At 40.8% G+C, this 25455-nt stretch carries 13 protein-coding genes and 1 pseudogene; 1 reads left to right on the forward strand and 13 read right to left on the reverse strand.

Annotation, left to right across the window (positions count from 1 at the left end):
• On the forward strand, positions 1 to 360 hold a 360-nt coding region (locus KTR06_RS06145), incomplete at its 5' end, for a hypothetical protein (RefSeq protein WP_254306398.1).
• Positions 361 to 396: 36 nt separating this feature from the next.
• Here the strand turns inward: KTR06_RS06145 and KTR06_RS06150 are convergent.
• From KTR06_RS06150 to KTR06_RS06205, 13 genes and pseudogenes are all read right to left on the reverse strand, one after another.
• Positions 397 to 1506, reverse strand: coding sequence for a glycoside hydrolase family 105 protein (locus KTR06_RS06150; RefSeq protein WP_008641054.1), 1110 nt, complete (start codon positions 1504 to 1506; stop codon positions 397 to 399).
• Between the two features lie 22 nt (positions 1507 to 1528).
• Positions 1529 to 2752, reverse strand: a complete 1224-nt coding sequence (locus tag KTR06_RS06155; RefSeq protein WP_217290068.1) for a DUF2264 domain-containing protein — start codon at positions 2750 to 2752, stop codon at positions 1529 to 1531.
• 9 nt (positions 2753 to 2761) lie between these two features.
• Positions 2762 to 3940 (reverse strand): DUF2264 domain-containing protein, encoded by a 1179-nt coding sequence (locus KTR06_RS24720; RefSeq protein ID WP_009038800.1) that lies wholly within the window; start codon positions 3938 to 3940, stop codon positions 2762 to 2764.
• A gap of 30 nt (positions 3941 to 3970) precedes the next feature.
• Positions 3971 to 5323 (reverse strand): annotated as a pseudogene (locus KTR06_RS24725) (sulfatase); the annotation flags it as partial.
• A 6-nt stretch (positions 5324 to 5329) separates the two neighbouring features.
• On the reverse strand, positions 5330 to 7132 hold the full coding sequence (locus tag KTR06_RS06165) for a family 43 glycosylhydrolase (protein WP_217290070.1): 1803 nt from the start codon (positions 7130 to 7132) through the stop codon (positions 5330 to 5332).
• A gap of 19 nt (positions 7133 to 7151) precedes the next feature.
• A complete protein-coding gene (locus KTR06_RS06170) occupies positions 7152 to 9536 on the reverse strand; it encodes a DUF2264 domain-containing protein (protein WP_117809946.1) in 2385 nt (794 codons plus the stop codon).
• 44 nt (positions 9537 to 9580) lie between these two features.
• Positions 9581 to 11128, reverse strand: coding sequence for a hypothetical protein (locus KTR06_RS06175; protein WP_004313499.1), 1548 nt, complete (start codon positions 11126 to 11128; stop codon positions 9581 to 9583).
• A gap of 21 nt (positions 11129 to 11149) precedes the next feature.
• A complete protein-coding gene (locus tag KTR06_RS06180) occupies positions 11150 to 12976 on the reverse strand; it encodes a BACON domain-containing protein (protein ID WP_217290071.1) in 1827 nt (608 codons plus the stop codon).
• Positions 12977 to 13020: 44 nt separating this feature from the next.
• The gene (locus KTR06_RS06185) at positions 13021 to 14634 is read right to left on the reverse strand and encodes a RagB/SusD family nutrient uptake outer membrane protein (RefSeq protein ID WP_217290072.1); all 1614 of its coding nucleotides are present in this window, start codon (positions 14632 to 14634) and stop codon (positions 13021 to 13023) included.
• A 16-nt stretch (positions 14635 to 14650) separates the two neighbouring features.
• Positions 14651 to 17710 (reverse strand): TonB-dependent receptor, encoded by a 3060-nt coding sequence (locus KTR06_RS06190; protein WP_117809952.1) that lies wholly within the window; start codon positions 17708 to 17710, stop codon positions 14651 to 14653.
• A 114-nt stretch (positions 17711 to 17824) separates the two neighbouring features.
• Entirely contained in the window at positions 17825 to 20845 is a 3021-nt protein-coding gene (locus KTR06_RS06195; protein ID WP_117809954.1) for a DNRLRE domain-containing protein, read from the reverse strand.
• A gap of 49 nt (positions 20846 to 20894) precedes the next feature.
• Entirely contained in the window at positions 20895 to 22466 is a 1572-nt protein-coding gene (locus KTR06_RS06200) for a sialate O-acetylesterase (protein WP_217290073.1), read from the reverse strand.
• Positions 22467 to 22561: 95 nt separating this feature from the next.
• Entirely contained in the window at positions 22562 to 25429 is a 2868-nt protein-coding gene (locus tag KTR06_RS06205) for a glycoside hydrolase family 2 TIM barrel-domain containing protein (protein WP_217290074.1), read from the reverse strand.
• Between the last annotated feature and the right edge of the window lie 26 nt (positions 25430 to 25455).

Below are 25455 nucleotides of genomic sequence, written 5' to 3' on the forward strand. Positions count from 1 at the left end.
TTGAAGAAAGATATATTGGCTACTTATCGAAAGCGTGCTATCGATGCTCGTTTTTTATCCTTGGCAGACAATAATAAGAATATAAATGTTGGGCAGGAAGAGTGGATACTTCAATTGCCTGTTTGTAAAGTAGCTGATACTCGGCTGGCTAATGTCTTGTATAATCAAGATGTTCGAACGGTAAAGGACTTATTGGAAATCGTATCGGGAAGAGGTTGGAAAAGTCTGTTGAGAATAGAAGGAGTAGGAAAAACTTCCTACTATCATTTATTATCCAAACTTCAGATGATAGGTGTTGTGGATGAAAGTCTGGACAGGATTCTTGCCGGACATTCTGTTGGTCAGTTTGATAATAAATGACGGTAGGACATAATGATAAAGGGAGATGATATCACATCAATGGTAAGTACATGACAATTTATATAATTCGCTTCCTGCCAATAAGAAAGCGCCTACGCCATATACATCTGTTGCATCGAATCCGGCAGCTTTGGGTGCGGCACCAACAGGTTGTATATATCCCAACTTTCCATCAGAATGAACAGCTTTTACTAATGATTGCCAACCTTTTTCAAGAACCGGCTTGTAAGTTCGTTGAGGCAGGTAACCATTGCGAATTCCCCAAGCAATACCAAAACACATAAAGGCGGAACAACTATTCTCTGGCATTTTGTATGAATCAGGATCTAGTAAGCTGGTACGCCAATCCCCGTCTTTGCATTGAGTCTTGCGAACTGCTTCTGCCATTTCTGTAAATAACCGGATATAGTAGTTACGTGAAGGGCAGTTGAGAGGTAGATTATCGATAATGAGAGGAAGGCCGGCAAATACCCAACCATTGCCTCTTCCCCAGAATTGTTTACTACCATTTTTTTCACGGAGAGGAATTCGTTTATTGTCTCTATAAAAGAGATGATCTTCTTTGTCGTATAGTGAATCTACACATTCTTTATATTCACTGTCCATATAATTTAGATAGATTTTATCTCCGGTTATTGTATATAGAGCCGCATAAACCGGAGGTGCCATAAACAAGGCATCCGACCATGACCAGCGTTCCGTTGTTCCTATAGCATCCGTTTTTTGTAATGTAGCTTTTGAAGGATGGGAAGCTACGTAATAAGCCCGTTCCATTACAGGTTGTAGCATACGTTTGTCATCAAATCTGCGGTACATCTCGATGAATGCTTGCCCCACACAAATATCATCGGCATGATATACACGGTCCCACATATTCCACTTATGCTTTTCGCCGATAGTACGGACAAAGTCATAGCAAGATTGATTTCCCGAGACTTTTCCCCATTCTGTCATTCCACGATACAGAGCGCCGTTTGTCCAGTCCAGTGGATTATGTTTTACTTCGTTGTGATGGGTAATTTGCCACTCGGATACGGCATTACAAACTTTGGTAATATCTTCTTTCTCCATCTTTGATGAAAAAAGTTGTTGAGCATTCAGGCTACAACTTATTGATACTAAAAATAAGGAGAGAATCTTTTTCATATATAATCTGTTTTAGAGGGTTTTATAGTTTTATGGCCTTGTCCAGTTTTACATTGGGATTACCTGACCATATTTTTTTTCCTGTCCATTCCTCATAAGGGGCACTCCAGAATTCATCGGTGACCGGAAGCCCTAATGCTGTGAATACAGTAGAGCATAAATACAGGCTGCCGGTAGAAATGTATCTTTCAGCTATTTGTGGTTGATGTCCTGCAAACCCTAAAGTCAGCCATCCATGTTCGTCGAAATTCCCTTTTATAGCCATGTGCCTTTTTATAACAGCAGTTAGGCCGCATCGGACTTGTGACTTGGTAATGGTAGTTGGTAGCAAATCTTTTAGAGCTGCTGTTGAAAGTACATGGAACGTTCCAAAACGGTATGCTATAGAACGGCCGATTACAGGGTATGCTCCATCCGGAGAAATCATTCTTTCTTGTTGTTCGGCATATCTGGAGAAACGTAGCTGTTCTTTTTTATAAAAGTCGGTTTCGCCTTTGTTATGTTTCTGCATGATTTCCAGAATATCCAGGAGCATTGGATGAATGACAAAACTGTTATAATAATCCATATGTAAGTTTATTCCGTCACCATACCAACTATCGCCTTTATACCACTCTTTGAACCGCATAATGGCATACTCTATGGGATGCATATTACATTTACCAGTCAATTCCAGCAGGGTAGCTTCAACCATAGCAGAAAAGAGTAACCAGTTACTTTCTACCGGCTTAATCTTACTTACTTGTTGTAAAGCGTTCAGGATATTCTTTTGGGTTTCAGCTGATAGTTTACTCCATATTTGTTTCGGGGAACGCAGCAGTCCTTGGCAAAAGAACGCAGTATCTACCAGAGGTTGCCGGGTGACTGTAAAATTCAGATAATCCGGAGATTGGGGATTGAATCCGTGATTGATGGACTCAATCATCAGGCGGATGTATTTCTCACGTATTTGTCCTTCTTGTGTATTGTCCGGGCCGAGTTCCAGCCAAGGAGCTATTCCTACAAACAAGCGTCCTAAAGCTTCCAGATGAGTGGTACGTGCATTGGATGGATTAGGCACACCGGAGATCGTTTCTACAGGCATGTTCTTCTTTAGTTCTCCCTTACTCATGCTATTCAATAATGGGTCGGCAATTTGAGATAATATGTTGACCCAATATATCCTGTCTTCCTGCCCTGAAGTTGTTTGTGAATAACCTGTGAGATTAAACATCAGAAAGGCAACAATTAAAATACTATATCTCATGATTTTATTTTATGGTTTAATAAACTTGTCTATTGGGAAATCTATACCGCCAAATGCTTTTATACTTGTCCATGGTTCAACTGGATTACACCAAAAAGGGTCATTGGCAGGGAGTCCTAAGGGCAGGAAGCCTAATGAGCACAGATAAACGCAAGGAGTAGACAGATAAATATCTCCTAGTTCCGGTTGTTCACCACAAACTCCGATCGTCAGCCAACCTTCTTTATCGAAAGTCCCCGGCTGTTCAAAAAGACGCTTAAGCATGGCTGTCATGGCTCCACGTACTTGTCCGGGCTTCAATGATTCCGGAAGTTTTCCGAATAAGGCGCATGCTCCCAAAACTTGGAATGCTGCTGAACGGTAACTGACAGAACGGCCTAGTACCGGATAGCTGCCATCGGGAGCTATCATGCGCTCTTGAATTTCGGCATAACGAATAAATCGTATCCATTCTTCATTCAGAAATGACTGGAAGGACGGCCTCTGTTTTACTGTCACTTTCAGGATTTGCAGTAACATAGGATGGATAACATAGCTATTATAATAATCTAAATGAAAATCTGCCCCATCTCCATAAACGCCATCTCCTTTATACCATTCTCTATGAGAAGTCAAGGCTCTTTCTACTGTCGGAAAATTCCATTCTCCGGAAAATTCTTTTAATCCGCACTCCACCATGGCAGAAAATAACAACCAATTGTTATTTCCCGGTTTCATCGTACGGGTCGATTTCCACTGTTCAATGAGTCTTTTGCGGGTGGTGTCATCCAGATTTCCCCATAACTGTGTAGGTGCTTGCAATAATCCTTGTATTAAGAATGCACTGTTTACTAATATCTGACGGGTAGCTGTGCTGTTGAAATAATCATTAGATTCCGGGTTTACAGAGTTTGCCAGAGCCTTGCACGTCATTTTAATATATTTTTCACGTAGCTTGCCTTCCGGAGTATTGTCTGGTCCGAGTTCCAACCACGGTGCTATTCCTGCGATGGTTCTGCCTACAGCCTCCATGTGAGTGATAAACTCCCGACTGCTGGCTAAAGCTGATGACGAACGCCCGACAGGAATATTTTTTTTCAGTTGGTCTTTGCTAAGATTGCTTATCACCGGATCAGCTATTTTTACGAGTGTCTGAATCCAATATTGTCTGTCATTATTAAGAGTATCACGTATTTGTGAATATGGCATAGTAGAAGTTGATTGATACTTCTTCATCACTTCCTGCAGCTCTTTTACTTTGTTCGGATATTGTAGATGAAGGTTATTCGATTCTCCGATATCTTGTTTTAGATTAAACAATTCGGGGACATCTCCTTTTTTGAACTTACTATTACCTGTTTTAGGCAAATAGACCCAATCACCTTTGCGTATACCGTGAACTTCACCACCTTTTACATAAACATATTCGTCACGTAACCGTAGAGAAGGATTTTTGAGAAAGGATGAAATATTTATACCGTCAATCTTTTGTTTGAAAGATTGGCAACCTGCATAGTGCATGATTGTAGGGAAAAGGTCGATGCTGGCAACTATTGCGTCACTAGTTACACCGGCAGGTATACTCCCTTTCCAACGGATGATACAAGGAACTCTGACGCCTCCTTCATAATAAGAGAACTTACCGCCTCGTAATGGCTCAGCGGAACCTCCGTCTTCTTTGAAAGACAACCACGGTCCGTTATCCGATGCGAAAATAACTAAAGTGTTTTCTGCTAATTTCTTTTTGTCAAGGTAATCGAGTAAACGGCCTACATTCCAATCAATTTCTTCTACAACATCACCGTAGAGTCCTCGTTTGCTTTTACCTTTAAATTGCTCGGAGGCAAATAACGGTACATGAGGCATTGATGGGGTGATATAGACGAAGAAAGGTTGCTCCGGATTATTTTCTATAAAATCTATGGCATGATCAAAATAACGTCGGGTGGTAGTAGACTGGTCGCAGGGATACTCAATAATTTTATCTCCTTCAAATAGTGGAGAAGCGTTGTTCAACCTTTTTTTTATATCTGCTCTACTGGAAGTTCTCACAAATTCCTGGTCTTCTTTCGCTTTTGACAAATTATATCCTTCTCTGAAGGTTACATTGGAAGCAAATTGCTGGGAAGGGCCGATATACATATCATTACTGTATGGTATCCCATAGTAGTAGTCAAATCCTTGATCTGTGGGTAAATGTCCCTTTAAATCACCTAAATGCCATTTGCCAAAGCAACCGGTTGTGTAACCTTGCTCTTTCAATGCTTCGGCTAAAGTGATTTCTTCCGAAGGCATGCCTTCAGATTCGGGAAAAAATACCCCCTTTACTCCATTCCGTGTATTTAATCTGCCGGTCAGAAGTCCTGCACGTGAAGCGCTTGATACGGAAGATGATACGTAAAAGTCTGTCAACTTTATGCCTTCCTTTGCCATGCGGTCAATAAAGGGTGTCTGTATCAATGGCGAACCATAACAACCAAGATCCTGGTAACCCTGATCGTCTGTGAAGATAATCACAACATTAGGTTTCTGCCGGGCTTGCAATAGCCCGGCAGAAAAGAGTAGGGGATAAATAAGCAGTTTCTTGTCCATATCTTTTTATTCAGAGATAACGATGCCTTCTGTAATTCCACTGTCATTATAGCTGTCAACTCGGTAATGATACTGTACGCCTTTGGTAAGAATGTGGAGCTGTAAATCGGTCGTTTCTTTATCTTTGACCTGGATACATTGATTAAGAAAATCGGGCTGATAACCAAAGCGAACAAGATAACCATCAGCATCGGATACTTTATTCCAGCTAAGCGAAGCATATCTTTCGTCGTCTTTGTTTCTTTTTACTGAAAGTTCTTTAACTATTTCCGGTTTGTCCGAATAGCCGAAACCGAACACACGCAAATCCAATAAAGCAAACTTGCCTTCTTTGGGAGTATGGACATTCTCTATTTTAACAAAGGAAGTTTCTATCGGCTTAGGGAATTCAACATATTCATGTGGTATGGCAACCATGTTCTTTGATTTATCCACTATTAGTTTCCAATCTCTTCCATTGTCGGATACGTACAGCTTATAAGCGTGATAATCTGTTTCTTTGGGAGCATCAGGGTTTATGTCTTGTTCAGCAAAGTTTATCTGAACGGAATTCATACGAATCTTCTTGCCTAAGTCCATTATGAAATATTCACCTGCTTTGCCACTTGTAGCCGACCACCAGGTACGAACATTTTCATCCACTGCCTTTTCCGGTTCGAAACCCGGTAATGAAGAAGACGCCGTACTCTTTTTATGATAGGATTGGAGCATCCAGCCAAAAGCGGAAATATCTTGAGGATTGAATTTCTTTTGAGGTAGTGACATGGGATAATCCCCTAAAACAGTATGGGTTCTCATTCTTCCTTTATCATCAAAAGAAACAGGGAATAAACCTATTCTTCTTTCAAATTCGTCATGATTACCTACCCACATGGAGGTGACTTGCCACCAATTTTCGTATTTGTCTTTAAATACACAACTATGTCCGGCTCCTCCGATAAAACCACCGACTTTTAGAGATACGGGATTATAAGGTTGTTCTACAAAACCACCATTTACACTATCACTTTCCAGAACCACATCACAATACCAATTGCAGATAGTACCTGGAGTGGCATATTGCAGGTAGTATTTATTTTTGTTCTTCACAATCCATGCACCTTCAGGACATGGTACTTTGGAAAATTTTCCCAGCCAGGCAGAGGCGTCAATTTCATCATACAACTCTCTACGTCCAAAATGATAGCCCGATTTGCACTGATTGATATCTGTTACATATTCTCTCAAGACCTTTTTTGAGCCTTCTATCTCTTTGAATGTGGTGGGATCTACTTCGAAGAAAGTAGTAGATTGAGTTCCACCTAAACCATAATAGAAAAAGAAGCGTCCATTGTCAATAAATAAACAAGGATCGGCCATCCGTCTTACTTCACCACATTTTTCCCATTTCCCATTTTCTGGATCGGATGAGCGAATGACATCTACCGTTTTCTTGGTACGGTCTCTGGTGAAATTAACGAAGTATACATAGTTTTCGTCGGCTGCCACGGCTGGTGCTACATAATGATCGACATCAAGAGCGGACGTCTTTACCTCCGGATTAAAGTATATATTCTTCCATGTGATTAAATCGTCAGATACGCGATAGCCACCAATATCCATCGTGGTAAACAAGTAGTATTTGTTTTTAAACAATACGATAACAGGATCGGCTGCGGAACGGGCTTTCTTTTCTCTTGTCTGAAAGTTTCCCCAACCATAATCCAGATTCATCGGATTACAGAAGGTAGTTTGTTTTTTTACTGATTTATTTTCTGAGCAGGAAAACAAAACTACTGCAACAAATAAAATAGATAATATATTTTTCATGAATTTCCTTCTTTTTATCCTATTTTTTCAAGGCTTTGTCTACATTTAAATCAACACCGGCCCAGCCTTTTTTACAGGTCCAATCTGCAGAAGGAGAAGACCAAAACTCGTCAGACTCCGGTAAACCAAGAGCGATAAATACGGCTGTACATAGATACAGACTGCCTGTCGATATGTATGTCTCACCGATATGGGGTTGATATCCGGCAAAACCTACTCGTAGCCAGCCTTCAGGATTAAATGTTCCGGGTGCATTAACCTGACGATTGATGATAGCGGATAAAGCGGATCTTACTTGAGCCGGCTTTACCCTTTCAGGAAGCAGTTTTCTGTAGGCAACATCAGACAATGCATGAAAAGCACCGAATCGATAAGCCAATGAACGACCTACTATTGGAAATGTACCTTCGGGTGATATCAGTCTTTCTTGTTGTTCGGCATAGCGTGCATAACGTTCGAGTTCAAGGTCATAAGGTATAGAGCTTTCTATACCGTTTTTTTTCATTATTTCCAAAACTTCGACCATCATGGGATGTATGACGAAGCTATTGTAATAATCCAGGTGAAAATCAGCGCCATCACCATACCAACCGTCCCCTTTATACCATTGTGCAAAACGATCGCAAGCGTATTTTACACGCTCATATTCCCATTCACCGGTAAATTCTTTCAAGGCAGCCTCCACCATTGCTGAGAAAAATAACCAATTGGTTTCAGAAGGCTTTATCACTCTCGATGATTTAAGTTCCTTAATGACTCGTTCTTGAGTCGTTTTATCAAGTTTGTCCCATAATTGCGTGCGTGCTCTTAGCAAGCCGTGAGCAAGAAATGCAGCATCGACTAATGGTTGGCGTCCGTTATTGAAGTTCAGATAATCAGGAGATTGTGGATTTACTCCATTAGAAATGGATTTCAAGGCTAAATCAATATATTCAGCACGTAGTTTGCCTTCTATTGTATTGTCTGGTCCTAATTCCAGCCATGTTGAGATCCCGGTAATTAATCTTCCTAAAGCCTCCAAATGCGTAACTTCTTTTCTTTTTTGCATATCAGCAGCGATAGATTCCACCGGCATATTCTTCCGAAGTTCCCCTTTTGCCATATTCGTTAACAGCGGGTAAGAAATGCGATGGAGTGAACTTAACCAGAGAGAACGGTCCGAATTCTCCGAAAAAGCTGTTATTGTTTCAACTACCGGACGATTTTCCAGTAGTTTTTTATATCTGATTAATGCCTCTATAAAATAATAGTCTGCATAAGTCAGAGGGGCATCAATTTCATATTGTTTAGCCATGAAGCCCGTACAATGTTTGATAATATAATGGTTATTATCACCTACTTTTTTTGCGCGATAAGCAGGGGAAGCTAACGATTTTATCTGTTGTTCGGCTATTGTGAGGAACTGTTTGCTTAGTTCCCCTTCTACATAAGTGCTCAATTCTACATAGGCTGATGCCATGATGGCACCAGCAGAGGCATCACGGTCTTCTTTGGGAATATTGGGAGCATCGAAATCCCAATAAGGAATCTTATCCTTAGGCAGACGCGGATGATTCATAATGAACTTACCAATCTTAATAGCGTGATCCAAATACTCCTTTTTACCAGTCTGCCGATACATCATTGTAAAGCCATATAATCCCCATGCTTGTCCACGTGACCAAGAAGATTGATCGTTTACTCCTTGGTGTGTCACCTGATTCAGAACTTTTCCCGTAATCGTGTCATAGCTTACCACGTGGTATGAACTTCCATCAGGACGGAAATGATTAATCATTGTCCGGTCTGCATGCGATTTGGCCATATTATAATAGGTGTTGTCTCCGGTTAGGGAAGAAGCTACGTTGAGTAGTTCCAAATTCATCATATTATCAATGATAACAGAGAATTGCCATTTTTTACTATTCCAGGAACGGGTGCATCCTGTTACCGGATGAAAACGGGTCGACAATGATTTTGCAGCAGTCTCTATTACTTTCCTATATGTTTCATTGTGCGTGAGACGATATCCATTTCCAAAGCTGCAATTGATGATAAAACCAACATCATGGTTACTGGTTGTATATTTCTGTTTTTCTACACGTGAAGTCATCTCTTCTGCGGCAGCCCTTATCTGCGGGTCATTACTATATTCGTAACAATACCAAAGGGTACCCGGATAAAAGCCACTTGTCCACCAGGCAGATTCGCATGTAATCATCTTGCCATTTTCCGCTGTTCTCGGAAGTATGCCTTTTTGATCTTTCATCTCATAGAACATGGACATTGATTGTTTGACAGAAAAATCAAGAGCGTCATCAATGACTTTCTTCATGCCCTTTGTCACTGTCTCTGCCGCACAGGTAAAACTGGCTAGCAGAGTCAGACTTATAATTAATATTTTCTTTCTATTTTTCATTACCATCACTTTAAAGGATTTATACTTGTTCCTTTTATTATAAACTTATTCTATTTGTCGAAATACTCAATTAGATTATAGACATTGTAATTCACTTCCTGCATAAACTTGCCCAAGTAAGGATACATCTCATAATGATTGTCATACACTCCTTTATTAGCCGGTTTTCCGCTGTTATCTGTACCGTCGTCATCCTGATACTTAAACCAATGCCATCCCACGCAATTTTTTGCTTCAAGCAATCCCAGCGTAAAATGTTGATAAGCATATGCGCGATCGTTCTGAGTCGGAACCGTGAATCCGGCTCCTGATAGATTATTCAAATCGGAATCTTGTCCTTTTGTATAAAATTCGGTAACTAGGAATGGGGCATCTGTCCATTCTCCCCAATTTTTAACATATGAGTCCAGTTCCGGGCTCCAACGACTGTAGTAATTGATGGATATGATGTCACAGTATTTACCTGCGGCGGCCACTACATCTTTCATATATTTGGGAGTACCGTGCAGGCGTGTACCTAGATACATCATGTCCGGGTCAGCTTCCTTAATGGCATCCTTTACTCCTTTATAGTAAATTTCGGCTAACCGACCTGCAAATTCACTGTTCAGGTTATCAGTCACCCCCGTTGCCCCTTTCTCATCCATAAATTTCTTTGCTGCTAGATAGGCTACGTCAGTTTTATCTGTAAGTGCCAGAAAACGGTCTAAAATTCTGGAATTTTGTGATGAGAAGTTGATCTCATTGTCCGAGAAGAAACCCAATACGTTGGCATCATGCAAGTAAGGAGCTAAAGACGTATTTACATATTTCTTACAAAAATCTGCCCAGTCATCATAAAGCACCAGTCCCAATTCATTATCCGAAGTGTTGCCTGGATAAGTATGACCATTTTGCGATCTGAATTGTCCTAAAAATCCGAATGAAGGAGTCAACGTTAACGGAGAATTAGGAATGGAAGAATTATGAGTTTGAATCTTTCCATATGTATTCGTGCAAAAGGCTCCTGTACCGTGAAAACCGATACTAGCCAATTCGGCTTGTGATGTTGCTATCCATTTGGCGTCAGTGCCAAAACGTTTGTTCCATGCTTCCTTATTGCGTGCCGAAGAACCGTAACGCATGGAAGTGACACTTCTCTCATAATGTGGATAACCTTCAGGGTCGATAATCCACCAACGACCGTTCACCTTTTTTACATAAAAACGCCCTGTGGCCTGTTGTTTGGTTCCTGAAATGAAACTGCCATACTTATTTGTAATGGCTTTGTAGTCACTTTCAGATTTAATGGTAGGTTTGTATTCTCCCATGTATGCGACAATACGGGTATTACTCTCCGTCCATTTAGTCACTGGTGGAAATTCATTGGAATACTTAACTTTTATAGGACGATAAGGTTTGCCTAAGAGTGAAGGACTGTAAGGCTGCATTTCTCCGGGAGTCGGTAATCCTTCAATGATATCATTGTTACCTGTGTCGTCATTAATAACAACATCCGGTGGCATAAAATTAGGATCTTTCACTACATAATCTGTACATGAAGCGAGTATGGCATGGCAAACTAACAATGCTTTGATATAGAATGAATAAACTTTCATAATTGTCTTCTTTAAGGGATTTTACTTGGAAATTTTTCGAATACAACGTACATATCGTGCAGGAGATTTGGCATATTTGGCACCAGTCAAACCGGGATTCCACTGTCCGAAACGTACATAGAATACTTTTGAAGCATCATCCGCTTCCGTACTGGTGAAATAGCTGTCACCAGCGGTATTGTCAGCCTTTACATTCATAACATCACCTCCATTATCAGTGAGGATTTTATCCCAGGCTGCCCGAGCATCTTTTTCTTCCTGTTTGATAGCATCAGGCTTCAGCCCGCTACTTTGTGAAGGCCCGCCGTTATATGCATTAAATACCGCTTCCATTTCATTTCTTGCAGGTAGATACCAACCGTCTTTACAATATTCCAGAATCGGAATATTAGCAGCTATGCCACTCTCTCTCATCTTTTGAGTATTAGCTTCACCATCTTCCTGATCTGTTAAACCTAATGCGTCTGTAAATCCTTCGTTAGCCCAATTTATGGCAGTGGCGCTACGCTTTAAAGACAGAATTTTAGCATTGTTACCCTCTACCCAAAATACGATACCGCCTTCAGCTAGTTCTGTACCACCATCCATTTTTACAAAATCTCCTATTTGAAAAGCAGCAACTTCCGTCTGTTCTTTTTGTTGTCTTATGGTTACTGTCGCTGTAGCTTGAGCATCACCATTGCCGGCTGTTATTGTTACGATGGCTGTACGAGCCTCGTCACTGTTGTTCTTAGACAAAGCTGTAAATTTAATTTTATCTCCATTCTGTTCTGCAGAAAGCCATGTATTGCCGTTACCTTCAATGACGTATGCAAACGACGGTTTGTTTGTACTAACTGTGACATCTGCTGTAGCCCCTTCTTCACTTGTCAGTTCTACCTGCATTGGTGAAACAGATAAGGTCGCTGGTTCTTCGGGGAATTTATAGTCACCGATTATTTTCATGGCACGTACAAAACGGCTTGTACCTGTCTTGGCACCATAATCCATTCCATATTTTCCAAAACGTACATAGCGTGCTTTCTGTCCGTCTTCGTTTTCCGTACTCGACCAGTAACTTTCTCCGTTACCGTTTTCAGCGGCTGCGTTTATTACTGCTCCTCCAAGGTCGGTTAAATTTTTATCGAATGTAGCACGGGAAGCCTTTTCTGCATCACTGATTTGATTTGGGGTAGCATTTGTAAATCCATTGTCGCGTGCTATTCCGTTATAGATATCAAACAAATGTCCTAATTCTTCAGATGCAGGCAGATACCATCCCTCTCCCAGATTTGTGCATAGAGCAGCTGCGTCATTGTTGCCGGCATCAGTATACAGAGCTGTATTTTCGATACCATTTACCATGGAGAAAGCATTGTGCAATTTAATGGATGCTTCAAACGGATTACCGCCCCAACGTTCTAGTGAAATGGCTTTCCCTGCTTCTTGATTATCCGGATCAACCCAGAATATCATTCCAAGGCCATCTTCCGTTAATTGTCCGACTTTTAATGTCTTCACTTCCGACTCGTCTTTCGCTAACTGGTTTACCGTCACCTCCATAGAGAATTCTCCGGTATTTAACTTGACGGTGGTAGAACGCACTTCACCGGTTTCGTTAGTCGTAAGGGCTGTATAGATGATACGTTGTTTATTGGCATCTACCGAGAGCCAGCTGGCATTGTAGTCAGCTGTCACTTCATTTGCTGTAGTGGATATTACTACTGTTTTTGAGGAACCTTCATTTTTGTAGAGTTCAACCTCTGTTCCGCTATTATTAAATTCAGGCATGATTCTTACTTCACCATACTCTTTACAAGAGGTTAATATCATACTCAGAATCAATGAAATCAATGTTAGTCTTTTCATACTACGATTCTTTTACAGATTTATAAATTAAAATCAGTTTCTTTTTATTTCCAAGGATCACTTTGCGGAAAGACATTAGTTCCCATCAAGTCAATCTGCGTTTGTGGAATAGGCCATGTTTCATGCTTGCCTAATACAAAGTTCTGACGACATTCGGCATAGTCTTTATCCAGATATGGGTCTTCCAGCATAAGGTCACCTCCATGTTGACGAACACGTTCGCCCAAAATACCAAGACGTTTTAACAATGACCAGCGTACTCCTTCGAAGTGTAGTTCGCGGGCATATTCATCTAGGAGCATATTGAGGGTTAATGGACCGTTTTCATGAGTATTACCTGCTCTTTCCCAAGTTTTGTTGTAGTATTCTATAGCTTTGGGACTGTCGCCACCATCACGATGGAAATAGGCTTCACTACACATCAAATAAGTTTCGGCTAAGCGATAAACAATCAGGTCTTTGAAACTGCTGGTGCGGTCTGGTTGTGTCGCATTGGTCCATTGGTCAAAGTGTTTCTTTGACATCGGGTGCAGTCTTTCCATATAACCTGCCGCCTTACCATATAAATCTTTAGGGATTTCCTGTCCATAATTAGGTTTACTTTGGTCATTATAGTAAAAAGTATGGATGAAAAGATCTTTATAACGATTGTCTTTTTCTTTATCATACAGACTGAACAAATAGGTGTTTGGATAAACACGTCCCCATCCATATCCTCCTTGGGCAGCTTCAAATGTACAATCCGGATTAGCTTGGGAACGGGTAGTAGTAATAATTGCGGCGCGGTGTCCCATCAATGGGGTACCGGTTCCGCCTCCACCCATATTTTCAGAGAACTGATAAGACCATAAAACTTCGGCGGAACGCATGTCCGCACTGTTGAATACATCCCCTGTTTTGGACATCATAGAGTACATTGTTCCATCTCTGAATATATCCTCGCACTCTTCAATTGCCTTATCATAGTCTTTTTCCCACATGGCCACCTGTGCTCTCACGTGTTTGGCTGTAGCTTTGGTAACACGACCATAGTCATTATTGGGTATTCCCCATTCGAGTGCATTGACAGCATCATCCAAATCTGTCTTGATCTGAGTAAATATCTGTTCTGTGGAAACCGGATGAAAATCACGTTCCAAATTATCTACTGTAGTAGGAATTGTATTCAAATAGAGACGTTCAAAACGTTTCCATAGTTCAAAATATGCACGTCCACGGAAGAATTTAGCTTCACCCCATGCTCGGGTAGTCACAGGATCGTCAAATCCTAGTTGTTCGGCTCCGGTGATAATCTCATTGGCTTTGCCAATGATGAAATAATAGTGTTGCCAGAATGATTCTACATCACTGTTATTGGGCATGAAATTTTGTAGTTTTGCGATCGCGGTACTTGTTCCTGCACGAAAAGCCATAATATCAGTGCTGTAATCACACATCGTTACTATGTAGAGGTTGCTACCACCGCTTCCGTCTCCTTTGGCTAATTCTCTGTCCAAGCTATACAATCCTATCGCTGCGCGATACAGTCCGTCAGGGGAGGTGGTCAGATAATCAGTAGTAATATCTGTTTTTGATTTGAGGTTCAGGAAATCTTCACAAGAAGACAATAGCGTAATGGAAGATACTGCCAAAGCTGCTATATATAATTTATTTTTCATATTCTGCGGGATTTTATTAGAATGAAACATTAATTCCAAATACATACTGTTTTGATTCAGGATATGCACCCGGTGTCAACTCCGGACTATAAGACAAAAAGTCTGTAAATGTCAGAAGATTAGTTGCTGTAGCATATACTCTTAATTTCTGTAGCTGGAGTTTCTTTATCCAGGTTGTCGGGAAAGTATATCCCAGTTGCAAGGTTCGTAAGCGGATATAAGAAGCATCCTGAATTGCCAGGGAACCATGATAAGTGACATTTGTGTTATGACTAGGTCGTGGAAATTCGTTTGAAGGGTTGAATGGAGTCCAGTAATTTACCTTCACGCCGTTTAGTTTTCCCTGTAAAGAACCACCACTATTGGATTCGGAGAGATAGCCATTTCTGATTTTACGACCGGACACACCATACCAATCCATATAGAAATCAAAACCTTTCCATTTGAGAGTTGTATTTAGGGAGAGTGTGAAGTCCGGATCTCTGGAGATAGGTGTACGGTCATCTGCATTTATTTTTCCATCGCCATTTACATCTTTTATCTTTACAGATCCCGGAACAACATTATCTTCGCGTGTCAAGGCTTTATCAGCTATACCATCGCCATCGGTATCAATTGTCGGTTTCAATGTATATTCCAATTTGCCATAAGCATTTCGTTTGATATCGAAATCTTCATACTGATAGATACCGTCCGGTAAATAGTCATAATAAACATGTATAGGTTTACCTACAAACCAACTATTACCCGGTTGGCTCAACGGTTTACCGTTTTCATCGACCTGATTGTCAATCTTTACTATTTCATTAGCATACTGACTGAAATTAGCTCCTAAACTCCATGTGAAATTCTTTGTACGGAAGACGTCGCCGTTGATACTGATATCAATACCATGTGATTTGGTTTCTCCCAAATTATCAAGCATCTGTTCATATCCTAAGACGGAGTTTATTTCACGCTTAACGATCAAGTCTGTCGTTCGGGTATTATAGTATTCAATTGTACCTGACAAACGATTGTTGAAGAAGCCAAAATCAAGACCTATATTGGCTGTGCGTGATTGTTCCCACTTTAAATTAGGGTTTGAAAGCTCTTTTCCGGGAAGATAACCCATGTATGAGTTGTCACCGAATTCATAGCGTTCTTGATCAGTTAACCCAAGTGTTGTATAGTTGCCAATTCCATTTTGGTTACCTACAATACCATAACTCAAACGAAGTTTTAAATTATCGATCCATGACACATTACGCAGGAAACTTTCTTCGTTTGCACGCCATGCCAGGGCGACAGAAGGGAATGTACCCCATTTGTTGTTCTTGCCGAAACGGCTTGATCCATCTCGTCTGATAGCTACATTCATAATGTATCTATCCATAAAGATGTAAGAAGCACGTCCCATGAAAGATACCAAGTTATTTTCAGAGAATGTTCTCGTAGGTGTGCCGGAAAATTGGCCGTTGGATATAAAATCCCAATCCATGTCTACAGGTAAGTCACTGGTGGCATATCCCAGTCCTTTCGTTTGAGAATGGTCTACTGACTGTACGGCAGTAAGCGTCAGTTTATGCTGTTGTTTTTTTATCGGAACCTCATAAGTGAAGATGTTTTCTATCAGATAATTTCTCTGTTCGTTATTGGTTAGTTTGGCAGTTGCTCCTCCACCGGGATAATTGACACCTTTCACTTCTCCATCTTCCTGCTGTCTGTTATAGAAAGAAGTATTTAAACGATAATTAAATCCTTTGAAAGGTTTCAATTCCAGGAAGATATTGACACGGTAGCTGTTATTCGTTATTTCGCGTGCATAATTCTGTGCTCTGTAAAGTGGGTTAACATCGTTGGCAGTGTCGATATATTTAGTATAACTACCATCTGCATTATATACTTTAGCCAGCGGAGTACGGGTAATGAACTCCGTAAAATTTCCATCTTCACGTTCACTTTTGGATAATGCGTAGGAAGTATTCACTCCGAAACTAGCCCATTTGTTCACTTTATAGTCTACATTTAGGCGGAAAGCAGCTTTTTTATATCCCGAGCCGGTCGTTACCATACCGTCTTGATCAAAGTAATTGAGGCCGGCTGAAACACGGAGTTTGTCAGTTCCGCCACGTACGGTTAAATCATGGTTCTGGTAAAGAGCATTCTTCAACATCAGATCTTCCCAGTTGACAAACTCTCCGTTCGCCCAGACTTCACTCATTATTTCGTCGCTCAAAGCCTCTGCAACAGAGATTTCGCGGGCGTCAATTATGCCTTTATCGTTTGCCATTGCTTCTCTTCGAAGCATCATATATTCTTGTGGAGAATAAAAATCGAAGTTCCGCCATAAAGACTGAATACCTACATAACCGTTATAATTCACTTCCATTTTACCTTGCATACCACGTTTGGTTGTTACAAGAATTACACCGTCGCTGGCCCGTGCACCATAAATGGCTTGAGAAGCTGCATCTTTCAGAATTTCGATAGACTCAATGCTTTCCGCACTTAAGGTACTGAATTCTTCACTACTTGATACTGAACCGTCAATAACATACAATGGCGTGTTTTGTGCACTGATAGAACGGTTTCCACGGATGGTGATGGTAGGAGCAGATCCGGGTCTGCCTGATGAACTTGTTACATTAACTCCCGCCACACGTCCACGGAGCATATCTCCCACATTCCCTGCCGGGAAACTTTTCATCTCATCGGTCTTGACGGAAGCAACGGAAGTAGCGATATCGCTTTTCTTTTGATAACCGTAACCCACTACCACGATTTCTTCCAGTAATTTAGAGTCTTCGGACATGGTTACATCGATAACTTTCCGGTTACCTACTTTATGCTCTTGATCTGCATAACCTATATAGGAGAATACAAGTGTGGCATTAGAAGGTACCTCAATAGAATATTTTCCATTCATATCGGTAATCACACCGGTGGTACCTCCTTTCACATGGACATTCACTCCAATCAATGGGCTTTGTGCGTCAGACACAACACCTGTCACTCGTACATTTTGCGCATGTATGCCTACCATAATCATTAGGAAAATAGCCGGCAAGATTAGTTTTAATTGATTGTTTTTCATTTATACATAAGATTTAATTATTGAATAAGCTGAACAAAAGTCTTCAAAAAAAGAAATATAATATAAGAGGATTGTACGAAAAGAGAGTAAAATCATACGGTTACCTGGTTTATGTTACCAAATCGATAATATCGGCTTGTGATTAGATTCTTTCGTATCCAAATAGCAACTTTTACCATTGTCCGAATCATCGCCCAATTGCCGGAGCTCTCTTATCAGTACGAAAGTGATCTCTTTCTGCTTACACTTACGTATCAGTTTAGTAACATCGAGCTGATGATATGAAGCATTTTTATCGACTACGATTTCTCCTGCTACATGTGCGGTGTTCCCTACTTGGGTTATACGCATCTGTTCCCTATCCAGATTAGGAGCGTTATTCCAATTTAAGGACACTTCATTCCAATCGCAGTTGTCTAAGGCATAGACATGGAAACGATATGAATACTTGTCCGACGAATTACCATAAATTTGCAGTAGTGCCGCATTTATATTATCTATTTTGGACAAGTCGAATTTGATGTAGCTGACCTGATTGTGATTAATCTGTGAAGCGTTCATTTCTACACTCATCTTTTTTATTTTGCCAAAGTTCTTTTCGCTATTACTGCCACTTTTTATAGTAGCATCTGCTGTAGCAGTCAAAGTGTAGGGTGTACTTTGGCAAGCGGGGATAGTAAGAAGCATCACACTTTGAGCCGGTAGTTCGAACGATAGTTGTCCGTTTTCAGAAATTTCTTTTGACCACACCACTTCGCCATAGACATCCGCACTTACTTCTTCGGCAAATACCTTTGTACCGGTGGGGAGGTTTAATGATTTTAAATCCAAAGTCAGTGTGTTTGGCGAGAGTTTACGTTGTACAAGCCATATATAATATCGCATTTCTTTCGGGTTGTAAGAGGTTAATGCATCTACCTCATTATCGGGGACTGATTTCACTGTTTCCAATAGTGGTCGTTCGTCCTTAAAACCTTTTGCAAAAAGCCGGACTACCTGGCCCGTCCGCTGAATACCACTTATATCATAAGATTCCGGGATGTTTTTTACTGATTCTTCATCGAACAATTTTATCTCCCTCACCTTGATACTGCCCTTATCGGTAGCAATAAAACGAATTCTTGAACTTGTCACAGGAGTCTTAAATAGAAAGAAAGATTGCGTATAGCGAGCATTGCTTTCAATAGTTTCTTCAATATCTTTCCAACCGGTGCCCTCCCAATATTGCAACCGGAAATTCTTCACGCGGTCCGGACCTGTGTAGACTCCGTATTCCGAGCCGGTATAAACCACGGCCGCACCCAAAGAATAACTCTTTCCCAAGTCTATTTCGAGACATTTCTTTTCGTCTGTATTCACAGATGTCCACATGGAGGCATCAGTCTTGTTGCCGTCGGTGATCACTTTCACTTGTGCAGGATGTGAAGAAGTCAAATCAATGACTTTCTTCCCCAATGCTACGTTGTTGTAAGCATCTTCTACGATTCTCTTGCCTTGCCAAATAAAATGATGTCCCGATTTAATGCCACGCGGATAGGTGTTGCTGGTTGTGTTGGCAAATTTGAAGGCCCACATACCATACCCCTGATTAAGAGTATTGTTGGTGTATTCACCTGCCCATTCGGTAAATAGGGAAGGGGAGTCCATCGTCTCGTATTTGTCAATGAGATAGGCATTCATCCAACGCCCGGTTTCAGTATACACTATCGGAAGAGAGCGTTTTAAAGGATGATTATCTACTATGATCTTCCGTATGTCTGAAACCTTGGATACATATCCTGCTGCCGGAAGATTATAAGAGTGTGTTGAGAATATGTCCAGCAAGTCTCTGTCAGAAGGTAATCCCCGATAATCGATGCGCAGGCTTTTCACAACTTCCGCCCACCAGTTAGCGTTGGAGCCTGCCGTGACAGGACTTACAAAACGTGATTTCAGATGCTTTCCATAGAGTTTGTTTACATCCTGTATTGCACAATATATAGCATCTGACACAATTTTCATGGCATCTACATATTGCGTGATTTTCATCGGACCGGAATGTCGGTGATTAGGTTCGTTTTGCATGGCGAACATTGTCACGTCACCCGTTTTGGCTGCATAAAATGCCAAGGCATAAAAGCGTTGCCATTGTTTCCATTTATTGCTCCATGTATGGTCAAAATCTGTTGAATTCATCTGTAGGACTACATCTATGTTCAAGCGTTTCAATTCAAGTAAAGCATATTCAAATACCATTGAATTGGTAGAGAATTGTTGCTTACGGCATCTTTCTAAAATCAGTTTCCATTTGATGAAATTATTTTTTTCCGGACTACTTCGTAATTCATGTTTGTACGCTTCAAACTCTTCTAGTGTATTCAAGTTCTTCTGATAATTTACTGCCTCTTCGGGTACGTAATCATTCATGGATGTCCATACGCGTAAACTGTTTACATTAGAATATTCAAGCCAGCCTGAGATGTTGCTGCCGGGCATATAATATCCTTGATTGTAAGCTACGTATTTCATGGTATTGCCTATCACATCTTTATTGACCGTTACAAGCATGTCTTTAGGAAATTCTTTATGAACTTTATCTGGCAATTCATTCTGTATAACAGGAACAATCATATTTTTCTTTTCTTTGCCATATACTTCAAACTCATTGATGGTAACAGGTTCCCCATCAGTAGAGATTAGTCGAAGCTGGAAAGTAGTAAGCTGTGGAGTAAATGTAAATTCGATTTTATCTAATCGGTTCTCCGTACATTCCGTATTAGGCAAGTCTGTCCAGTTAGCATCGTCCCAATACTGAATTTTGAAGTTCTTCATCGCCCAGAAGCCGGGAGCTTGTCCTTTCTCTTGTTCCGTCTTTTCCGGTTCAGGAATTCCCGTGTAGATAACTATCCTGTCGATATCATAATATTTTTGCAAATTAAGATCCAGAATATGCGGGGTACGAGCGCCTTTGGCACTTGTCCAGGAAGATTTGCGCGAAATAACTCCGTCAGTTACATTGGATGCAGGAAATTCTTTTTGTTGTGAAGAAGCTATTACTGGTTTGTGCAATGCCACATTCACATTATCAGCAGATATACCCACGAAAGGTATAACCATGGCTCCATAAACTAAAACCAAACATTTTCTTAGGTACATAAATCTTTTGTATTTTATGGTATGTATTTATTCTTCAGAGTAACAAGCCTTATAAGCTGCTTCTGCATATTTTCGGTTCCGGATTAACATATACGCCTTCTGTTACTAACCGATACTTGTCTGTACGGAAAGGAACTGCCGGAAAGCCTTCTTTATTAAATAAGTTCATATCGCCACTATTCACCCAGAGATAACGGACATCTACGGGATTTGTCACCAGATTATTTTTCACCTTTACTTGATTTTTGCCTACGATGATTGCTTCAGCGGGATAGAATTTACCATCTTTACCCGCAACAGCAAAACCTGAAAGTGTTGCTGCATTGTCTTTGCTAACGAGCCCTGTACCGGCATTGGCAAAATCAAGTAACAAAGATCCATCGGCAGTTTTCGTCATCTTCTTGAACTCCGGCCCCTGGCAAACAACTTTTTTACCATAAACTTTTCCTAATGCTAATTGAGACAACCGCCAGCCTACTGTGTCTTTCACTATGGGATGAATGTCTTTCGGATTACCCTGATCGAAAGCGACAACCATTGCTGTATTTTTTACATGGTGTGAGGTGAGGTATTGCGCTTCACGTAGCTCATACCAATAACGTGTTTTCGTTTCGAATCTGGGTAACTGAATAAAGAGAAAAGGAATATCTCCCTGCCCCCAAGCAGTTCTCCATTCATTTATCATGGCAGGAAACAATTTGCGGTATTGCGCTCCGCGGGCTGTGTTCGATTCTCCCTGATAAAAGAGGAAACCTTTCAATGTGTAAGGAATAACAGTGTTTAGCATTGTCTCGGATAATCCTATCGGTCTATGGAAATTCTTTCTTCCCATAGGTTCCACCGGTTTGTCTATATACTTCTTTTGTTCCGCGTTCAACTGGTTATACTCTGCCAGACTTGAAACATAACGGTTGTATAGTTTTTCGTACCCGTCCGACCCGTAAGAATTCACTATACTGTCATAATGCTGTACTATCGGTCGGAAGTCTTTGTCCGACATCAGCAGTGTCCTGCTTGTCCAAGCCTCTACCGTGGTTCCTCCTACCGGAGTTTGGATGATACCGATAGGAATATTCAACTCTTTATGTATGTTTCTGGAAAAATAATAAGCGATAGCAGAAAACTCCGGTGCTGTCTGCGGCGAACATACCCTCCATGATGCTTTGGACACTTCATGTTCCGGGTAGAATTTTCTCGGCACTTTATAATAACGTATTTGTGGATAGTCGGCCGAACTAATCTCTTTTTGAGCATCTTTTACTCTGCGCAAAGCGAATTCCATGTTCGACTGACCACCCGCCAACCATACGTCACCTATTAAAACATCTTGAAAACTAACCTTATTATTACCGTTTATAATATCTAATTTATAGGGCCCTCCGGCTTTTCCAGTCTTCAATGTCACTTGCCATTTTCCCTGAATGGCTTTTACTTTCCGAAGCTGCCCTGCAAACCGGACCTCAACCAGTGAACCGTTTTGGGCTTTTCCCCATATCTTTATTATGGCATTTCGCTGCAATACCATGTGGTCCGTAAAGACATCTGCTACCGTAAATCCGTCAGTTGCAAAGGATAGTATTGTTATCAGTGATAAAAAGGAAGAAAATAATATGCGTTTCATAGTTTGCCTGATTATAAATTCATTGGCAAATATCCTGCTTTTGTATATGATAAGATATAAAAATCGTTCTTTTAAGAAGCAACATTGTACGGAAGTTACTTTTGTTTTTTCTTTATTATAGTCTTTAATAATATGGTACGTCTGTCTCCTTTCAGCGTCACTTTCATCTTGTTTTTCAGATGAGAGATATTCGTTCTGATAATCAACTGTTGTTTGGGGTGGATGATATACTTTTCCCATGTTCCATCCGTGACCGAAAGACTGATGTTAAGAGGCTCGTCTACCGGATTCTCCAATACAGTAACCATCGTCTTTGCCTTTCGGGGAAGTGCCAGATAAAAGTAACCTTCGCCAACGGTTGAAGATGTATCGACAATGGGGCTACCTCCACGTGAGAAAGTAAATGGAGCCATCGGACGTCTGCCGTATGTGACATATTGCACTCCCGGTTTCGAATTCCAGCCTCCATAGGATCCTGCATATTGATATCCATATTCATCAACCTGCACTTTATACTTCGGCAGTTCTTCCTGTCCTTTTGGAATGATAGGAATCGTATTCACCATCAAACCGTTACATGGAGCATTAACTATCCCTTGTTCAGAGGCATAGTCTCCCCAAATAATGGAATCGTTTACGGCTACATACTGTTCATGCTTCTTATTGACAGCCATATACTGAATTATGTTGGAAAGAAGTTTGTCGGCTACAGGATCTACTTCGCAATGGTCTATCAAGTCAAATCCGGATAAAAGGATAGAACCTTTCCCCACAAACAACTCGGATAAAGCCGTGCCAGCCAGGGCACGGCTATAGTTGGCGAGAATTGCCACATCCTCTATTGAGGACGATTGCAGCTCATAACCCGTATTTACAGGATAGATGGCTGGGAAGCCATTCTTCGATTCATCATAAGAAGTATAGTCAGCCCATAGCCTGAACATACGTGGATTCAATCCACTGAAAATCGGATGATAAGGACGTTCCAGATTGATATTCATGCCATCTTTGTATGCCAGAGACGGTGACAGATAAACCGGATCGTTATTACTATGTTCCAGAAATTTTACTTTTACGGGCAACCAGGATGAGTTGAAAGTGGTTTGATTCTGTTCAAGGCAAATAATGTGACCGCCTTTATTAACATACGCTTTCAATTCTTCGGTTTGTCTGTCAAGGTTATCATCCCACGAATCTTTACCAATGACAAATGTGGAGTGCATAGGGAGTTTTGTCAATGAGGATGATGTTTTCACGGAATATCCCTTTCTTTGTAAACAGTTTAATGTTTGTTGTTCCGGGGTAGTGTCATATACAAAAACTGTTGTTTCTGTATCAGCCGGGTTGTTCCAATCCTTTCCGGCAATAAATAATTCGCTTTCGTTATATGACACCTTTTTGTCTTTGGAATAAATCTCTCCTTTTAATAGATAATCTCCCGTGGGTAGATTCTGTGGGATATTGATAGTGAGAGGTAATTTATCGGTTCCATAATAAGGGACAAACGGGAATTCATTTTCTCCCGATATTACTTTCTTGCCTTCATGCTCAATCCACCAATGCAGGCGGGCATTGCTCAATCCATTACCGTAATCATCGTCATTCACTACGTGTGCCACTACCGATAGCTTCTTTCCTGCATATACTTGTGATTGCCAGTTTTCCCAACTCAATAATATAGGCTGATAGCTAAGCTGATACTGCCTGGCGACCGGTTTGGGCTTCATCTCGGCAAAAGAACTTACTCCGTCCCAATGGTGAAATACAATGGTGAAAGGCATGGTGCCAGCCAGACAATCATTCTGGCTTCTCAAGCGGCGGAATAACTCCGTCGCATTTTTCAGAACAAATGCCTGATAGGCCATGGCGGCTTCTGCTTGTTCCGCATCAGGCAAATGTCCTGTCCAGCACTTTTGAGAACCGGGTTGCTTGGTTCTCGAACAAAGGTTAAAGCGTCCGTCTATACCAGTATAGTTACCCACACATTCTGTGAAGGTAATGGGCTGTACTTTTCCCGGATTTTGCCACATAGCCTTGTCGCGCATATTCAGGTAGGTGAGGAAAGAGTTATAGTACCATCCCCAATACCTGTGTACATCATAGATATCTGCTGATTTCCCTAGACCATAGCCGGCATTACAAATATACAAACGGGTACTATCCCATTTTTTAAGTTCTTGATACATTCGAGTAAGAAAATCCCTGTATAAATCACCTACCTTTCCTTCGTAGGGCATTTCATTGGATAAAATATAAATTACGACAGAAGGATGGGAGGTAAACGGACCTAAATCTATTTCCTTATAGGTTTTAAGTGATAATTCAAAATCTGTTGGAGGAGCTGTTTTTGTTGCGTGTTTAGGACGTCCGTACCGACCGGCGAATATCATCATTCCTTCTTCGTCGCATACATCCATCCAGTTTTGGTTGTCGGGGATACGAATGATATTGATATGAAGGCTTTTCATATATCGAACATAGTCACGGGCAAAGTCTTTACTTTGCTCCAGTTGTTCCGGTATGCCACGTTCCGGTGGGTTTATGGCGTTGCCTCGCAGGTAGATTGGTTTGTCGTTTAAATAGAACACACCGTTATGCATCTCAAATTTTCTGAATCCTATTCTCTTCTGAAAAGTCTGCTTTCCTGCTTTTAGTGTAAGGTCATAAAGTACAGGCGAAACCGGACTCCATAACTTCGGAGTTAATTGATCTGTAGCCAGTATAACTGTCGTATCGGTTTTATGATTAAAGAGATATTCTTTTGAAAAGTTGCATAGTTTCTCTTTATTCTGTGAGCCGATAATGGTGGCATCAAGCAATAAATGTTCACCCGCTTCTGCCGATAAAGTCACTTCTATTTTGACACTATTGTCAGAAGTAATAGGAGTTATTCTTTGAATATCGGCAGCAACCGATAATAATGGGAATAACAGACAAAAAGCACCTAATAGTTTTGTTCTCATAGTATTATTATTGTATTAAAATAGAT

This window comes from Bacteroides sp. MSK.20.12 (assembly GCF_019052435.1).
Classification (GTDB): domain Bacteria; phylum Bacteroidota; class Bacteroidia; order Bacteroidales; family Bacteroidaceae; genus Bacteroides; species Bacteroides xylanisolvens.

Excerpts from the sequence above, each read along its gene's own strand:
- KTR06_RS06165 (WP_217290070.1), bottom strand. The coding sequence starts at position 7,132 with ATGAAAAATATATTATCTATTTTATTTGTTGCAGTAGTTTTGTTTTCC.
- KTR06_RS06195 (WP_117809954.1), bottom strand. The coding sequence starts at position 20,845 with ATGTACCTAAGAAAATGTTTGGTTTTAGTTTATGGAGCCATGGTTATA.
- KTR06_RS06200 (WP_217290073.1), bottom strand. The coding sequence starts at position 22,466 with ATGAAACGCATATTATTTTCTTCCTTTTTATCACTGATAACAATACTA.
- KTR06_RS06190 (WP_117809952.1), bottom strand. The coding sequence starts at position 17,710 with ATGAAAAACAATCAATTAAAACTAATCTTGCCGGCTATTTTCCTAATG.
- KTR06_RS06150 (WP_008641054.1), bottom strand. The coding sequence starts at position 1,506 with ATGAAAAAGATTCTCTCCTTATTTTTAGTATCAATAAGTTGTAGCCTG.
- KTR06_RS06180 (WP_217290071.1), bottom strand. The coding sequence starts at position 12,976 with ATGAAAAGACTAACATTGATTTCATTGATTCTGAGTATGATATTAACC.
- KTR06_RS06175 (WP_004313499.1), bottom strand. The coding sequence starts at position 11,128 with ATGAAAGTTTATTCATTCTATATCAAAGCATTGTTAGTTTGCCATGCC.
- KTR06_RS06185 (WP_217290072.1), bottom strand. The coding sequence starts at position 14,634 with ATGAAAAATAAATTATATATAGCAGCTTTGGCAGTATCTTCCATTACG.
- KTR06_RS06205 (WP_217290074.1), bottom strand. The coding sequence starts at position 25,429 with ATGAGAACAAAACTATTAGGTGCTTTTTGTCTGTTATTCCCATTATTA.
- KTR06_RS24720 (WP_009038800.1), bottom strand. The coding sequence starts at position 3,940 with ATGCCATATTCACAAATACGTGATACTCTTAATAATGACAGACAATAT.
- KTR06_RS06155 (WP_217290068.1), bottom strand. The coding sequence starts at position 2,752 with ATGAGATATAGTATTTTAATTGTTGCCTTTCTGATGTTTAATCTCACA.
- KTR06_RS06170 (WP_117809946.1), bottom strand. The coding sequence starts at position 9,536 with ATGGTAATGAAAAATAGAAAGAAAATATTAATTATAAGTCTGACTCTG.